General features: G+C 74.8%; 12 protein-coding genes. 7 read left to right on the top strand and 5 right to left on the bottom strand.

Annotated features, from left to right (window positions below; all coding sequences use genetic code 11):
* The first annotated feature begins 82 nt into the window (after positions 1–82).
* Positions 83–1303, top strand: coding sequence for a thiolase family protein (locus LG379_RS10090; protein ID WP_225754416.1), 1221 nt, complete (start codon positions 83–85; stop codon positions 1301–1303).
* The gene (locus LG379_RS10085; RefSeq protein WP_225754415.1) at positions 1300–3498 is read left to right on the top strand and encodes a 3-hydroxyacyl-CoA dehydrogenase NAD-binding domain-containing protein; all 2199 of its coding nucleotides are present in this window, start codon (positions 1300–1302) and stop codon (positions 3496–3498) included. Before LG379_RS10090 ends, LG379_RS10085 begins: the two co-directional genes overlap by 4 nt.
* Positions 3499–3567: 69 nt before the next feature.
* Here LG379_RS10085 and pflA read toward each other — a convergent pair whose 3' ends face one another.
* From pflA to dxs, 3 genes are all read right to left on the bottom strand, one after another.
* A complete protein-coding gene (gene pflA, locus LG379_RS10080) occupies positions 3568–4485 on the bottom strand; it encodes a pyruvate formate-lyase-activating protein (RefSeq protein WP_225754414.1) in 918 nt (305 codons plus the stop codon).
* A gap of 162 nt (positions 4486–4647) precedes the next feature.
* The gene (pflB, locus tag LG379_RS10075) at positions 4648–6921 is read right to left on the bottom strand and encodes a formate C-acetyltransferase (protein WP_225754413.1); all 2274 of its coding nucleotides are present in this window, start codon (positions 6919–6921) and stop codon (positions 4648–4650) included.
* 174 nt (positions 6922–7095) lie between these two features.
* Positions 7096–8970 carry a 1-deoxy-D-xylulose-5-phosphate synthase gene (dxs, locus tag LG379_RS10070; RefSeq protein ID WP_225754412.1) on the bottom strand — a complete coding sequence of 625 codons (1875 nt, stop codon included), beginning with the start codon at positions 8968–8970 and terminating at the stop codon, positions 7096–7098.
* Positions 8971–9119: 149 nt separating this feature from the next.
* On the opposite strand from dxs, the gene LG379_RS10065 reads away from it, so the two are divergent.
* On the top strand, positions 9120–10568 hold the full coding sequence (locus LG379_RS10065; RefSeq protein ID WP_225754411.1) for a GuaB1 family IMP dehydrogenase-related protein: 1449 nt from the start codon (positions 9120–9122) through the stop codon (positions 10566–10568).
* 7 nt (positions 10569–10575) lie between these two features.
* Positions 10576–11271, top strand: coding sequence for a CoA pyrophosphatase (locus LG379_RS10060; protein WP_370634491.1), 696 nt, complete (start codon positions 10576–10578; stop codon positions 11269–11271).
* Between the two features lie 45 nt (positions 11272–11316).
* On the opposite strand, the gene LG379_RS10055 is transcribed toward LG379_RS10060, so the two are convergent.
* Positions 11317–11463, bottom strand: a complete 147-nt coding sequence (locus tag LG379_RS10055; RefSeq protein WP_225754410.1) for a hypothetical protein — start codon at positions 11461–11463, stop codon at positions 11317–11319.
* A gap of 150 nt (positions 11464–11613) precedes the next feature.
* On the opposite strand from LG379_RS10055, the gene LG379_RS10050 reads away from it, so the two are divergent.
* Together LG379_RS10050 and LG379_RS10045 are read left to right on the top strand one after the other, a co-directional pair.
* Positions 11614–12441, top strand: coding sequence for a hypothetical protein (locus LG379_RS10050; protein WP_225754409.1), 828 nt, complete (start codon positions 11614–11616; stop codon positions 12439–12441).
* Between the two features lie 84 nt (positions 12442–12525).
* Positions 12526–14019 (top strand): MFS transporter, encoded by a 1494-nt coding sequence (locus LG379_RS10045; protein WP_370634490.1) that lies wholly within the window; start codon positions 12526–12528, stop codon positions 14017–14019.
* 18 nt (positions 14020–14037) lie between these two features.
* Here LG379_RS10045 and LG379_RS10040 read toward each other — a convergent pair whose 3' ends face one another.
* On the bottom strand, positions 14038–14526 hold the full coding sequence (locus LG379_RS10040) for an OsmC family protein (RefSeq protein WP_225754408.1): 489 nt from the start codon (positions 14524–14526) through the stop codon (positions 14038–14040).
* 132 nt (positions 14527–14658) lie between these two features.
* Here LG379_RS10040 and LG379_RS10035 point away from each other — a divergent pair, with 132 nt between their 5' ends.
* Complete coding sequence (locus LG379_RS10035; RefSeq protein ID WP_225754407.1) at positions 14659–16254, top strand: molybdopterin-dependent oxidoreductase; 1596 nt, start codon at positions 14659–14661, stop codon at positions 16252–16254.
* Positions 16255–16312: the final 58 nt, after the last annotated feature.

The raw sequence follows: 16312 nt of genomic DNA, 5'->3' as shown, positions 1-16312 counted from the left end.
CCCCGCCTGGCCTGATGGTCACCGAAGTTACTGTCGAGTAACATCGACGCGCCCGGACACCGCCGTCACCCTGGAGGCCACGATGCCCACCGCCCCTGCACCCCGCGCCGGTCGCAGCGTCGTCTTCGTCGACGGGGTGCGCACACCGTTCGGGCGGGCGCGGCCGGACGGGCTCTACGCCCACACGCGCGCCGACGACCTCGCGGTGAAGACCGTGCGCGAGCTGCTGCGCCGGCACCCGCAGCTGCCGCCCGAGCGCATCGACGACGTCGCGATCGCCGCGACGACGCAGTCGGGCGACCAGGGGCTGACCCTGGGGCGGACGGTCGGGGTGCTGGCGGGGCTGCCACGCTCGGTCCCGGGCTTCGCGGTCGACCGCATGTGCGCGGGCGCGATGACGGCGGTGACGGCGACCGCAGCCGCGATCGGCGTCGGCGCGCAGGACGTCACGCTGGCCGGCGGTGTCGAGCACATGGGGCGCCACCCCATGGGTGCCGATGCGGAGCCGAACCCACGGTTCCTCGCCGAGCGCCTCGTGGACGCCGAGGCCCTGAACATGGGCTGCACGGCCGAGAACCTCCACGACCGGGACCCCCGCCTCACCCGCGAGCGGGCCGACGCCTACGGGGTGGCGAGCCAGCGCAAGTACGCCGAGGCGCTCGCCTCCGGGCGCATCGACCCGGACCTCGTCCGCGTCGCGCTGCGGGACCCCGACCACGGCTGGGGGCTGGCCACGGCTGACGAGCCGCCGCGACCGGGGACGACCGTCGAGCAGATCCGGGCCCTGCCCACACCCTTCCGGGCCGGGGGTCGCGTGACCGCCGGGACAGCGGCACCGCTCACCGACGGCGCGGCCATGTGCCTCCTGGCGGCGGAGGACACGGCGCTCGAGCTGGACCTCGCACCACGGATGCGGCTCGTGTCCTTCGCCTACGCCGGCGTCGACCCGTCCGTCATGGGCCTCGGGCCCGTGCCGGCCACGGAGAAGGCCCTCGAGCGCGCCGGACTGTCGATCGACGACATCGGCCTGTTCGAGATCAACGAGGCCTTCGCGGTCCAGGTCCTCGCGTTCTGCGACGCGTTCGGCCTCGCGGACGACGACCCCCGGATCAACCCCTACGGCGGCGCGATCGCCGTCGGCCATCCCCTCGCGAGCTCCGCCGTGCGCCTCATGACCCAGCTCGCCCGGCAGTTCGCCGAGCAGCCGCACGTCCGCTACGGCCTCACGACGATGTGCGTGGGGCTCGGCCAGGGCGGCACCGTCATCTGGGAGAACCCCCACCACGAGGAGAGCACGCCATGACGACCCACGAGCCGACCTCGGTCGCCGGCCGCCCCGATGCGGCCTCGGTCCTGCGCGCCGCCGAGGCGCTGGCGGCCGCCACGGCCGACGTCGAGCGCGTCACCTCTGCGCACGTCCGCGACGTGCCGCTGCCCCGTGGGCTGGGGACGCTCGCCCTCGTCACGGTCGACAACGGCCTGGACCACACGAAGCCCACGACGCTGGGGCCCGCCGGGCTCCTGCGCATCGGCGCGGCCCTGCGCGAGCAGCAGCGGCGTGCGGCGGACGGCGAGATCGTGGCCGTCGCGGTCACGGGCAAGCCGTACTACCTGGCGGCGGGCGCCGACCTGTCGATCATGGGCCGCCTCGAGGACCCCGAGGACGCCCGCACCATCGCGCGGCTCGGCCACGACACCTACCGGCTGCTCGCCGAGATGCGCGTGCCCACGTTCGGCTTCATCAACGGCGTGGCGCTGGGGGGCGGCCTCGAGCTGCCGCTGCACTGCACGTACCGCACGGTCGCCGCGGACGTCAGCGCCCTCGCCCTCCCCGAGACGTTCCTCGGCCTGGTCCCCGGCTGGGGCGGGTGCTACCTGCTCCCCCGTCTCGTCGGCATCGAGGCGGCCGTCGACCTCGTCCTCACCCGTCCGCTGGCCAACAACCGCCGCACCGACGCCACGACGGCCCGCCGGATCGGCCTGGTGGACACCGTCCTGCACCCGGCCGACTTCCTCGAGCAGTCCGTCGCGTGGGCGGCGGACGTCCTGTCCGGTGACGTCGAGGTCTCCCGGCGCCTGCTCGACGACCAGGGGACCTGGGACGCCGTCGTCGCGGGCGCGCGCGCCCAGCTCGACCGCCGGCTCCACGGCTCCCGCCCGGCGCCGTACGCGGCGCTGGACCTCCTCGCGGCGGCCCGGACGGACGACGTCGACACGGCCTTCGTCGCCGAGGACGAGGCCCTCACCGACCTGCTCCTGTCCGAGGAGCTCCGGGCGAGCCTCTACGCCTTCGACCTGACCACCCGCAGGTCCCGGAAGCCCGCGGGCGCCCCGGACGAGGCGCTGGCGCGGCCGGTCCGCAGCGTCGGCATCGTCGGCGCAGGGCTCATGGCCCGCCAGCTGGCCGTCCTCGTGGCACGCCGCCTGCGGGTGCCCGTCGCCATGCGGGAGGTCGACGAGGAGCGCGTCACGGCAGGACTGGACGGGATCCGGTCCATGGTCGAGGACATGGTTCGCAAGGGCCGCCTGAGCGAGGCGGAGGGCAACCGCGTCGTCGACTCCGTGACCATCAGCACGGACCTGCGGGACCTCGCCGCCGCGGACCTGGTCATCGAGGCGGTCACCGAGGTGATGGCGGTCAAGCAGCAGGTGTTCGCGCAGCTCGAGGAGCTCGTCGACCCGGAGGCGGTGCTCGCCACGAACACCTCGGCCCTGTCCGTGACGGAGATGTCGGCGGGACTGCGGCACCCGGAGCGGGTGGTGGGTCTGCACTTCTTCAACCCGGTCGCGCAGATGCCGCTCGTGGAGGTCGTCCGCGCCGACCACTCCTCGGACGCCGCCGTCGCGACCGCGTTCGCCGTGGCGAAGGCGCTGCGCAAGACGGCGGTCGGTGTCGCCGACCGGCCGGGGTTCGTCGTCAACCGCCTGCTGCTGCGCATGCTGGCCGACGTCGCCGCGACCGTGGAGGCGGGCACACCGGTGCAGGTCGCCGACCGTGCCCTGCGACCGCTGGGACTGCCGATGGGGCCGTTCGCGCTGCTGCAGCTCGTCGGGCTGCCCGTCGCGCTGCACGTCCTGCAGTCCCTGCACACCGAGCTCGGTGACCGGTACCCGCTGTCACCGGGCCTCGAGCGCCTCTCCGCCGAGGGCCGCCGGGTCGTGCCCGATCCCGACGGGCGCGGCGCCGAGACCGACGTCGACCCGGCGATCCAGGAGGTGTTCGGCGAGCCCGGTGGCCCGTCCGCCCTGGACGAGGCCGGCGTGCTGGACCGCGTGCTGTCAGGGCTGGCCGAGGAGGTGGGCCTCATGCTCGACGAGCACGTCGTCACCGGCGCCGACCAGATCGACCTCTGCATGGTCCTCGGAGCCGGCTGGCCGATGCACCTGGGGGGGATCACGCCGCACCTGGACCGGACGGGCCACGCCGAGCGCGTCGCGGGCCGACGCTTCCACGAGGTGGGCGTCGCGAGCCTGCGGACCGGGCGGACGAGCGCCTGAGCCGACGACGCACGACGGCGGCGCCGCTCCGGCCGGAGCGGCGCCGCCGTCGTCGTCCGGGCGTCGTCGTCAGTGCACGGTGAGGCCGTGCGCGCGGAACTGGCCCCGCACCCGGTCGACCAGCTCCGGCTCCGGCGCCCGGGTGTCCTCGAGCTCGTACCGCATGCCGAGCTGCTCCCACTTGTCCTTCCCCATCTGGTGGAAGGGCAGGACCTCGACGCGTGTCACGGTGGCGAGGGTCGCCACGTACTCGGCGACGGCCTCGACGTTCGCCTCGTCGTCGGTGAGACCGGGCACCAGGACGAAGCGCACCCAGATCTCCGTGCCGCTCGCGGCGACCCGGCGGCCGAAGTCCAGCGTCGGCTGCAGGTCGCGGCCGGTGACGCGGCGGTAGGTCTCCGGGTCCCCCGACTTGACGTCGAGCAGCACGAGGTCGAGGTCCTCGAGCATCTGGTCGCTGCAGTGCGCCCCGAGGTAGCCGGACGTGTCCAGTGCCGTGGGGACGCCCATCGCGCGGGCCCCGCGCAGCAGCCGCGCGACGAACGAGGGCTGCATGAGCGGCTCGCCGCCGGAGACGGTGAGCCCGCCACCGGTGACGCCGAAGACGGCCCGGTATCGCCCGACCCGGGCCAGGACGTCGTCGGCGGTGACCGGTTCGCCGCGGCGCATCTCCATCGTGTCGGGGTTGTGGCAGTACAGGCAGCGCAGGGGGCACCCGGACAGGAACACGGTCAACCGCGTCCCCGGCCCGTCCACCGCCGTCACGAGCTCCCAGGAGTGCACCGCGCCGAGCTCGCCGGCACGCATCTGGGCGAAACGCTCGGAGCGCTCCGCCTCGCTCACGTCCAGCCCCGCGGTGCCGGCCGTGGACCGCACCGAGGACCCGCCGACGACCGGCACGGTGAGCTCGACGATCGGCGCGCCGCAGCGCGTGCTCGCCGCCCGGTCGCTGGTCGGCCGGGTGGTCGGGACCGCCGTCGTCGTCATGCCTCCAGCCTCTCGCGCCAGGACCCGCAAGTCATGGGACGAATGTCCGTGAGACCGAGATCACAACGCTGCCCGGCACCGCTCCCGGCTCCCCCACGACGGCGGGGCGTGGTGCCGGCAGCACCACGCCCCGCTGTCGCCGCCGGTGCACCGGCGGCGCGATCACATCCCCGCGTGGAACGTCCGGGAGAGCACGTCGAGCTGCTGCTCGCGCGTGAGCCGGACGAAGTTCACCGCGTATCCCGAGACGCGGATCGTCAGCTGCGGGTAGTTCTCCGGGTGCTCCATCGCGTCCTCGAGGGTCTCGCGGTTGAGCACGTTGATGTTGAGGTGGAACCCGGAGCTCACGTTGTACCCGTCGAGGAGCCCGACGAGGTTCGTCACCTGCTCGTCGCGGGTGCGGCCCAGCCCGGACGGTACGACGGTCGAGGTCAGCGAGATGCCGTCCTCGGCGTCGCCGTACGGCAGCTTGGCGACGGACAGCGCGCTCGCCAGCATCCCGTGGCTGTCGCGGCCGTTCATCGGGTTGGCGCCCGGTGCGAACGGCTCGCCCTTGCGGCGACCGTCGGGCGTGTTGCCCGTGTTCTTGCCGTACACGACGTTGGAGGTGATGGTCAGCACCGACTGGGTGTGCTTCGCGTCGCGGTACGTCGGCTGGCGGCGCACCTTCTCCATGAACCGGCGCACGAGGTCCACCGCGATCTCGTCGGCGCGGTCGTCGTCGTTGCCGAAGAGCGGGTAGTCGCCCTCGGTGACGTAGTCCACGACGAGGCCCGTCTCGTCCCGCACGGGCCGGACGGTCGCGTACCTGATGGCCGAGAGCGAGTCCGTGACCACGGAGAGTCCGGCGATGCCGCACGCCAGGGTGCGCAGGATGACGCGGTCGTGCAGCGCCATCTCGATGCGCTCGTAGGCGTACTTGTCGTGCGACCAGTGGATGCAGTTGAGGGCGTCCACGTACGTCTGCGCGAGCCAGTCGAGCAGGCGGTCGAAGGACGCGAACACCTCGTCGTAGCGCAGGACGTCGCCGCCTACGGGCATCGAGGCCGGCGCGACCTGCTTGCCGGTGATCTCGTCCCGGCCGCCGTTGATGGCGTACAGGAGCGCCTTGCCGAGGTTGACCCGAGCCCCGAAGAACTGCATCTGCTTGCCGACGCTCATCGCCGAGACGCAGCACGCGATCGCCGCGTCGTCGCCGCACTGGTCGCGGACGAGCTCGTCGGACTCGTACTGGATCGCCGAGGTGTCGATCGACACCTGCGCGCAGAACCGCTTGAACCCGTCGGGCAGCTGGTGGCTCCACAGGACCGTGAGGTTCGGCTCGGGCGCCGGGCCGAGGTTGTAGAGGGTCTGCAGGTAGCGGAAGGAGGTCCGCGTGACGAGCGTGCGGCCGTCCTCGCCCATCCCACCGATCGACTCGGTGACCCACGTGGGGTCGCCCGAGAAGAGCGCGTCGTACTCGGGGGTGCGCAGGAACCGGACGATGCGCAGCTTGATGACCAGGTCGTCGACGAGCTCCTGCGCCTGCTCCTCCGTCAGGACGCCCGCGGCGACGTCCCGCTCGAGGTACACGTCCAGGAAGGTCGAGGTGCGACCCAGGGACATCGCGGCGCCGTTCTGCTCCTTCACGGCGGCGAGGTAGGCGAAGTAGAGCCACTGCACGGCCTCGCGGCCGTCGCGGGCCGGCCCGGAGATGTCGAAGCCGTAGGACGCCGCCATCTGCTTGAGCTCGTCGAGCGCCTTGATCTGCTCGGCGTTCTCCTCGCGCTCGCGGATGACGTCCTCCGTCGACCGCTCCATGTCCAGCTCGGCACGCTCGAGGCGCTTGGCGGCGACGAGGGCGTCGACCCCGTACAGCGGGACCCGGCGGTAGTCACCGATGATCCGCCCGCGGCCGTACGCGTCGGGCAGGCCGGTGATGAGGTGCGAGGAGCGCGCCGCGCGGACGTCGGGCGGGTAGACGTCGAAGACGCCGTCGTTGTGGGTCTTGCGGTACTTCGTGAAGATCTCCCCCACGACCGGGTCCGGCTCGTAGCCGTAGGTCTTCAGGGCACCCTCGACCATCCGCCAGCCGCCGTAGGGCATGATCGCGCGCTTGAGCGGCGCGTCGGTCTGCAGGCCGACGACGAGCTCGTTGTCCTTGTCGATGTAGCCCGGCGCGTGCGCGGTGATCGAGGCCGGGGTCGTGGCGTCGACGTCGTACACGCCCTTCTCGCGCTCCGCGGGGAACATCGCCAGCAGCCGGTCCCAGATGCCCGTGGTCCGCTCGGTCGGTCCGGCCAGGAACGCGGCGTCACCGGTGTACGGCGTGTAGTTGCGCTGGATGAAGTCACGGACGTCGATCCGGTCCTGCCAGGGACCAGGGACGTAGCCGCGCCACGCGTCGCCGTCCTGGCGGGGGGTGGTCGCCGGGCCGCGGTCGGTCGTGATGGCCATCGGGCTGTCTCCTCGGAGCGTCGGGCTGGTGCTCACGACGCTACGTCCGAGGTCATGGGATGACCTGGGACCTTCGGCTGGTCGGCGTCCCGGGCGGGCTCGGCGCACGGTGAGACTGGTCACACCCCGCCGGCCGCTCCCCTGTGCCCGCGCCACGCGGGTGCCGCACCGCCGTCAGGACTGCGCGCGGATCTCCGCGAGGAGGTCGTGGGCGACGTCCTCCGCCCGCAGCCGCAGCGCCTCGACGATCTGCGCGATGGTGGCGTGGTCGAGGAACGTCAGCGGCACGCCGACGGCGCGCACGGGCACCGCGAGACCCGCCTCCGCGCACCGCTGACCGATCAGCGCCCCGACGCCGCCCTCGACCAGGCCGTCCTCGAGGACGAGCACGCGCCCGTGCTCGCCGGCGAGCTTGACCAGGGCGGACGGGACCGGCAGGACCCAGCGCGGGTCGACGACCGTGCTGCCCACGCCCTCGGCAGCGAGCAGTCGCCCGACCTGGACGGCGGTGTGCGCCATCGGGCCCACCCCGACGACGAGCACCGGCGAGGCGCCGTCGTGGCGGGCCAGGACGTCGACCCCGTCGACCGTGTCGACCGCCGGCAGCGGGTCGGGCAGCGGGCTCTTCGGGTAGCGCACGACGCTCGGTGCGTCGTCGATGTCGACGGCGGTCCGCAGCGCCTCCCGCAGCGTCGGCTCGTCGCGGGGCGCGGCGAGGTGCAGCCCGGGCACGATGCGCAGCAGCGCCATGTCCCACATGCCGTTGTGGCTGGCCCCGTCGTCGCCGGTGATCCCGGCGCGGTCCAGCACGAACGTCACGCCGGCGCGGTGCAGCGCGACGTCCATGAGCACCTGGTCGAACGCGCGGTTGAGGAAGGTCGCGTAGACGGCGACGACGGGGTGCAGCCCCGCGAACGCCATGCCGGCCGCCGACGTGACGGCGTGCTGCTCGGCGATGCCGACGTCGTGCACGCGCGAGGGGAACTCCGCCGCGAACGGCGCCAGGCCGACCGGCTGGAGCATGGCCGCGGTGATCGCGACGACGTCGTGGCGCCTGCGGCCGATCTGCACCATCTCGTCGGCGAACACGGACGTCCAGCCGAACCGCGAGGGTGCGACGGGCAGGCCCGTCTCGGGGTGGATCTTGCCGACGGCGTGGAACCGGTCCGCGACGTCCTGCTCGGCCGGCACGTAGCCGCGCCCCTTCTCGGTGATGACGTGGACGAGCACGGGCCCGCCGAACGCCTTCGCGCGGTGCAGGGCGTGCGCCGTCGCCTCGAGGTCGTGCCCGTCGACGGGGCCGACGTACTTGATCCCCAGGTCCTCGAACATCCCCTGCGGGGCGACGACGTCCTTGATGCCCTTCTTGACGCCGTGCAGCGCGTCGTAGGCCAGGCGCCCGGGGGGCCCGGAGCGGCGCAGCGTGCGCTTGCCCCACGCCAGGACGTTCTCGTAGCCGCGCGTCGTGCGGAGCGTGTCGAGGTGGTGGGCCAGGCCGCCGATCGTCGGGTCGTAGGAACGGCCGTTGTCGTTGACGACGACGACGAGGCGGCGGTCCTGGCCGGCGGAGATGTTGTTGAGCGCCTCCCAGGCCATGCCGCCGGTCAGGGCGCCGTCACCGATGACCGCGACGACGTGCCGGTCGACGGCGCCCTGCAGCGCGTAGGCCTTGGCGATCCCGTCCGCCCAGGACAGCGCCGTCGAGGCGTGGGAGTTCTCCACGACGTCGTGCACCGACTCCGTCCGGCTCGGGTAGCCCGACAGCCCGCCGCGCTTGCGCAGGTCGGCGAAGTCCTGCCGGCCGGTGAGGATCTTGTGGACGTAGGACTGGTGCCCGGTGTCGAACACCATCGTGTCGCGCGGCGACTCGAAGACGCGGTGCATCGCGAGGGTCAGCTCGACGACGCCGAGGTTGGGACCGAGGTGCCCGCCCGTGCGCGACACCCTGTCGACCAGGAACGTGCGGATCTCTCCGGCGAGCTGCTCGAGCTCGGCCGGCCGCAGCCGCCGCAGGTCCGCAGGGCCGTTGATCCTCGCCAGGATGGACATCCGGCCATCGTACGGGCGAGGACGGCGGACGGTCCTGGGCCTCCCGGCGCTGTTCGCCGACGGCACAGCGGTCTCACCGAGTCGCCGGGCGCGCGGCGCCGGGCCTGCGGCCGGCCCGCCGGGAAGGCCTCGGCTCCTAGGCTGCCCCCATGCGCTTCCTGCCGGGCCACACCCCGACGTCCGACCTCACCTACGGCGACGTCTTCCTCGTCCCGTCCCGGTCGGACGTCGAGAGCCGCTTCGACGTCGACCTCACGACCGCGGACGGGACGGGCACGACCATCCCCGTGGTGGTCGCGAACATGACCGCCGTGTCCGGCCGGCGCATGGCCGAGACGGTGGCACGCCGGGGCGGCCTCGCCGTGATCCCCCAGGACATCCCCGTCGACGTCGTCGCGGACGTCGTGGCCTCCGTGAAGGCGCGGCACACGGTCGTGGAGACCGCCGTCGTCGTCCGGCCCGACGACACCGTCCACACGGCGCTGACGCTCATCGGCAAGCGGTCGCACGGCGCCGCCGTCGTCGTGCGCGACGACCGTCCGGTGGGCGTGGTGACGGCCGGCGACTGCACGGGTGTCGACCGCTTCACGCAGGTCGCCGAGGTGATGAGCGCCGACCCGACCGTCGTCGACGTCGACGTCCTCGCCGCCCCGGACGGCCTCGAGGCGGCGTTCGACCGGCTGCACACGTCGCGCCGGCGGTTCACGCCCGTCGTGGCCGACGGCCGGCTCGTCGGCGTCATCACGCGCACCGGCGCTCTGCGCTCCTCCGTGTACCGGCCCGCGCTCGACGCCGACGGGCGGCTGCGCGTCGGCGCGGCCGTCGGCATCAACGGGGACGTGGCCGGCAGGGCCGCCGCGCTCCTGGAGGCGGGTGTCGACGTCCTCGTCGTCGACACCGCGCACGGCCACCAGCGCAAGATGCTCGAGGGCGTGGCGGCGGTCCGGGCGCTCGGTCCGGCCGTGCCCGTGGTGGCCGGCAACGTCGTCACGGCCGAGGGGACGCGCGACCTCGTCGAGGCGGGCGCCGACGTCGTCAAGGTCGGGGTCGGTCCCGGTGCCATGTGCACCACCCGGATGATGACCGCCGTCGGGCGGCCGCAGTTCTCGGCCGTCCTGGAGTGCGCGGCGCAGGCCCGCGCCCTGGGTGCGCACGTCTGGGCGGACGGCGGGGTGCGGCACCCCCGGGACGTCGCGCTCGCCCTGGCCGCCGGCGCGTCCCAGGTCATGGTGGGCTCCTGGTTCGCCGGGACCCACGAGAGCCCCGGCGACCTGCACGAGGACGGGGACGGCCGGCTGTACAAGGAGAGCTTCGGGATGGCGTCGGCCCGGGCGGTCGCCGCGCGGACACGCGGCGGGTCCCCGTTCGAGCGTGCCCGCAAGGCGCTGTACGAGGAGGGCATCTCCTCCTCCCGCATGTACCTGGAGCCGGGGCGGCCCGGCGTCGAGGACCTGCTGGACCAGATCAGCTCCGGGCTGCGCTCCGCCTGCACCTACGCCGGAGCACGGACGCTGGAGGAGCTGGCCGAGCGCGCCGTCGTCGGCATCCAGTCGGCGGCCGGCTACGAGGAGGGGCGGCCGCTGCCGCAGGGGTGGTGACGGGCGCGTGACGACGTCGGGGCCGCACCGGGGGGCCGGGGACCACGAGGACGTGCGCGCGCAGCTGCGCGGCCTGGCCGGCCGGGGGGTCCGCTGGCCCGTCGGCCGGTGGCCCGACCGAGGCCCGCTGCGACCGGCGGCCGTGCTGGTGCTCTTCGGCGTCCTCGACGGTCTGCCGGCGTCGCACGCGACAGGGGCCGTCCCTGCCGACCTCGACGTCCTGCTCGTCGGCCGCTCCCCCGACCTGGCGCACCACCCGGGTCAGGTCGCGTTCCCGGGCGGGCGCGTCGACGACGACGACGCGTCCCCCGAGGCGGCCGCGGTCCGTGAGGCGGTCGAGGAGACCGGTCTGGACCCGGAGGGCGTCGAGGTGCTCGGCAGCCTCGCCACGGTGCCCGTCCCGGTGAGCCGGCACCTCGTCACGCCCGTGATCGCGTGGTGGCACGCGCCGTCGCCCGTGGGCGTGGTGGACCGCGGGGAGTCGGCGCACGTCTTCCGCGCGCCGGTGGCGGACCTCGTCGACCCGGCGCACCGTCGCACGGTCGTCGTCCCGGTCGGGGCCGGTCGCCACCGCACGCCGGCGTTCCTCGTCGGCGACCACGTGGTGTGGGGGTTCACCGCGATGGTCCTGGACACCGTCCTGGAGCAGCTCGGGTGGGCGGAGCCGTGGGACCGCTCGGCCGAGATCCCCGTGCCGCGCTGATCCGCGGCCGTCGAGCCGTCGCGCCGACGGGCCCGGCGCTGCGGGTCAGTCGTCCTCGGGGCCGGGGACGCTCCGCGGCGGCTCGCCGTGCTCGGCGACGACCTCGTCGTACACGGGGGTGTCCCACTCGGTCGTGGTCGTCGCCCGGCGCTGACCCGGTGTGGGTCGCTCCTGGGTGCCCGGCAGGCTCATGCGGGTGCTCCGATCGGTCGTACGTACGCCGCATCATGGCGCGACGAGGGGCGCCGCGCGACCCAGGACGATCACGAGGCCCTGCAGGTGGGCGCCACGATCCGCCCGTCGGCGCGGAACAGCGCCTCCTCCGTCCGCGTTGACGCCGCCGTGAGCACGGACCTGGCGCGGGCGGTCGACGACGTCGCCGACGCCCTGCGCTTCGCGCTCGTCGAGGCGGCCGCACGAGACGACCTGTCGCCCGCCGAGCGCCGGATGCTCGTCGCGCTGGCCGCCGACACGGCGGAGCAGCTCGACACGTGGCTCGCGTCCCTCCCCGCCGGTGGGCCGCGGCCGGCCCCCGGCACCACCAGGCCCGGACCACTCGTCGGGCGCCTCGCCGCGCAGCTGGCACCGCCCGCTCGGGAGCCCGCGGGACCGCCGTCGGGGCCGCCCCCGGCCCGGCCGAGTCCCGACGACGGTGACCGGCCGGCCGGCCCGCCGGCCGACCCGGTGCTCGTGGCGCGGCGCCAGGCGGAGCGCGCCGTCCGCCGGACCGCCCGGCGGCTCCTCCTGCCGGCCCGTGCGGGCGTCGCCGTCGGCCTGCTGGCGACGGTGCTGCTGTGGAGCCTCGAGGTCGCCGCCCTGCGCGGCGAGGGCAGCGTCGTCCTGCTCACCGCCGGGATCGGCGTGCTGGCCCTCGGGATGCTCGCTGCGACGGCGTTCTCCCCCGGCTTCGTCTCCGAGCTCGGGTCGGGGACGGGTGCTGTCGTCACACGGGCCGCGTCGGTGGGTCGGCACGCCGAGCAGCTCTTCGCGGACCGGACCGGGGCCGCGGTCCGGGCGATGACGGCCCTCGGCGCACCCCCACCGCGACCGACCACGGTGCTCCGGCTGCGGGCCTCCCTCCGCGCGGCCACCGCGCGCGTCTACGCCGCCGCGCTCGCCGTCGGGCTGGCCCTCTTCCTCGGGATGACGCGCGTGCTCGGCCTCCTCTGACGCCCGGCACGCACGCCGGCGTCCTTCCCGTCCGGACCGGCGCTGCGCGGGACGGCCGGGACCGCCGCGCCGTACGCTGCGCGCGTGAGCCCAGACCCCCGGTCGGCCGGCGACGACGCCGTCCCGCCGCAGCCCGCGTCCCCCGGCACGGGCGGGCACCGGCCGCCGGGCGCCGCCGACCCCGGCCGCCGTCCCGGTCGCATCGCCGCGTGGGCGCTGTGGGACTGGGGCTCGGCCGCCTTCAACGCCGTCGTGACGACCTTCGTCTTCACGCGGTGGATCACCAGCGAGGCCTTCGTCGACCCCGCCGTCGTCAGCGCCGCCGAGGCGGATCCCGACGGCGGAGGCGCAGCCACCGACGCCCTCGACCTCGTGCTCGCGCAGCACTCGGCCTGGCTGGGCTGGGGGCTCGCCGTCGCCGGTCTGCTCATCGCGGCCCTGGCCCCGGTCGTCGGCGCCCGCTCGGACGACGCCGGCCGGCGCCGGCGCTGGCTCGGGATCCACACCGCCGTGGTCGTCGTCCTCATGGCCGCGATGTTCTTCGTCGAGCCGGACGAGGACGCCCTGACGTTCAACCTCCTGCTCGGCATCACGCTGCTGGCGATGGCGAACGTCGTGTTCGAGCTCGCGTCCGTCAACTACAACGCGATGCTGGCCCAGATCTGCTCGCCCCGGTCGTACGGGCGCGTGAGCGGGATCGGGTGGGGAGCGGGCTACGTCGGCGGGATCGTCCTGCTGCTCATCCTCTTCGTGGGCTTCATCAACCCCGACGTCGGGTGGTTCGGCGTGACCTCCGAGGACGGGATGGACATCCGGGTCGCCGTGCTCGTCTCCGCGCTGTGGTTCGGCGTCTTCGCCGCCCCGGTGCTGCTCGCGGTGCCGGAGCTGCCCGCCGACGACGCCCGACGGCGGCTCGGCGTCGCGGAGTCCTACCGCGCGCTGTGGCGCGACGTCACGGGGCTGTGGCGGCACTCGCGCTCGACCCTGCGGTTCCTCGTCGCGAGCGCGGTGTACCGCGACGGGCTCGCCGGCGTCTTCACGTTCGGCGCGGTCATCGCGTCCGGCACGTTCGGGTTCAGCGCCAGCGAGGTCGTCGTCTTCGCGATCGCCGCGAACGTCGTCGCCGGGCTGTCGACCTTCGCCGCGGGCTTCCTCGACGACCGGCTCGGCCCGAAGCGCGTCATCGTCGGGTCGCTCGTCGGCCTCCTGGTGGCGGGGACCGCCGTGTTCGTGCTGCACGACGGCGGCACGACGGTCTTCTGGGTGTTCGGCCTGCTGCTCACCGTGTTCGTCGGCCCGGCGCAGTCCGCGAGCCGGTCCCTCCTGGCCCGCGTCATCCCCCCGGGCCGCGAGAGCGAGATCTTCGGTCTCTACGCCACCACGGGGCGCGCCGCCAGCTTCCTCGCGCCGGTGGCCTTCTCGAGCTTCATCGCGATCTCCGGCGCGCAGTACTGGGGCATCCTCGGGATCGTGCTCGTGCTCGGTGTGGGTCTGGCGCTGCTGCTGCCGCTCACGGTGCGCCCGGTGCCCCACGAGGCGGTGCCGCCGGCCCCCGCCGCCAGCCGGGTCGCGGACTGACGGCGCGCACGCCGACGGTCAGCGCTGGTCGACGAGCCGCATGACCACGGGCGTGCCCGACTCGACGGTCCGGGAGACGGTGCAGGACCGGTCGTGCGAGACCTGCAGCGCCCGGGGCAGCACCGTCCGGGCGGCGTCACCGTCCGGCCCCTCGGGGAACCGGACGTCGAAGGCCACCTCGATGTCCCGCAGCGTGCTCGCGCCCTCGACGCGGACCTTCTCCGCGTCGACCCGGACGGTGAACGTCTCCGGCTCCGCACGCCGCACCGCCACCTCGAGGTCGACCGCGGAGCACGTGCCCAACGCCACGAGGAGGAGCTCCACCGGCGTGAAGCCCGGGTCGCCCGCCGCGCTGACGCGCAGCTCGCCGCCGCGCTCGTTGCGCGCCACGTAGGTGCTCGGTCCCGTGCGCTCGATCTCCACGGAGCGTCGGGGGGACGCGGCGTCGGCCGACGGCGTCGTGGCCGCCGTCCCCGGGGCGGTCCCGTCATCGGTGGGTGTCGTCATGGGGCCATGCTGCCACCGGCGCCGCCTCCCGGAGCCGGGGCGGTGCTGAGAGCTCCCGGCGAGGGCGCGGAACACCGGAGTGCGGCCGCGGGTTGTGCGGCTGACGACGTCCGCCCACGCAGCGAGGTGACCATGGAGCCGCACGCCGCCGGGACGCCCGCCGTCGACCATCGGGTCGATGCGCCGAGCGGCCGCGGGTCGCGCGGGCCGTCCGCCGTCGCCGGCCTCGTCGCAGCAGGCGTCACGCTCGGCGCCGCCCACCTCACCGCCGCCCTCCTCGAGCCCCGCGGCACGCCGCTGACGGCGGTCGGCGACGCCTTCGTCGACCTCACGCCCGCCTGGCTCAAGGACCTGGCCATCGCGGCCTTCGGCGTCGCGGACAAGGTGGCGCTCCTGGTCGGCATGGTCGTCGTCCTCGGGCTCGCCGCCGCCGGTCTGGGTGTGCTCGCCCGGACCCGGCCGGGCCTGGCCCGGGCGGGAGTGCTGGCCATCGGCCTCCTCGGTGCCGCGGCGGCCGTGACGCGACCGTCCGCCGGCCCGCTCGCGGCCGTCCCGTCCTTGGTGGGCGCGGCAGCAGGCCTCCTGGCGCTCGGCCGGCTCGTGGGCCTCGCGGCAGGACGGACCCGGGGCTCCGCGGGGCCGGCGGTCCCGACCGGGCCGGACCGCCGGGCGTTCCTGGGCGCCGCGGCCCTCACCGCGGCCGCCGCCGTCCTGGCCGGTGCGGCCGGCAGCGCGGTGGGCTCCCTGGGACGCACCGTCGACGCGGCCCGCACCGCCCTGCGGCTGCCCCGACCGGCGCGTCCGGCGGCCCCCGTCCCGGCCGCCGCGAGCGTCGCCGTCCCCGGCGTCGGACCCCTCGTGACGCCCGCCGACGCGTTCTTCCGCATCGACACCGCGCTCACCGTACCCCGCGTGGACCCCGCCACGTGGGAGCTGCGGGTGCACGGCCTGGTGGAGCAGGAGGTCCGCCTCCCGTTCGACGAGCTGCTCGCGAGCCGGCTCGTGGAGGCCCACGTCACGCTCGCGTGCGTCTCGAACCCGGTGGGTGGGGACCTCATCGGCAACGCCCGGTGGCTCGGTCTCCCGGTCCGGGAGCTCCTCGCCCGCGCCCGCCCCCTCGCCGACGCGGACATGGTGCTGTCCACCAGCGCCGACGGCTTCACCGCCTCGACGCCGCTGGAGGTCCTCACCGACGACCGCGACGCGCTCCTGGCCGTCGGCATGAACGGGGAGCCGCTCCCGCTGCAGCACGGCTTCCCCGTGCGGATGGTCGTCCCCGGGCTCTACGGCTTCGTCTCGGCCACCAAGTGGGTCGTCGACCTGGAGGTCACCCGGTTCGCGGACGCCCAGGCCTACTGGACCGTCCGCGGGTGGTCCGAGCGCGGGCCGGTGAAGACGTCGTCGCGGATCGAGGCACCGCGGCCGGGCGCCCGGGTGGCCGCCGGACGCGTCGCCGTCGGCGGGACCGCCTGGGCCCAGCACACCGGGATCGCCGGGGTCGAGGTGCAGGTCGACGACGGCCCGTGGCGGGCCGCCGACCTCGCGGCGCCGATCTCCGTCGACACGTGGCGTCAGTGGTCCTGGACCTGGGACGCGACCCCCGGCGAGCACGTGCTGCGGGTCCGCGCGACCGACACCACGGGCCGCACCCAGACCGAGGAGCGGCAGGACGTCGTCCCGGACGGCGCGACGGGGTGGCACGAGGTCCGCGTGTCCGTGGACGCGTGAGACGACGCTCGCCCGCGCCGGGCCGGGCACCTATGCTGGTGGCCATGTCTCTGGTCCT

This window comes from Actinotalea sp. Marseille-Q4924 (assembly GCF_916618755.1).
GTDB lineage: Bacteria > Actinomycetota > Actinomycetes > Actinomycetales > Cellulomonadaceae > Actinotalea.
This window is presented reverse-complemented; position numbering and strand designations above follow the sequence as displayed.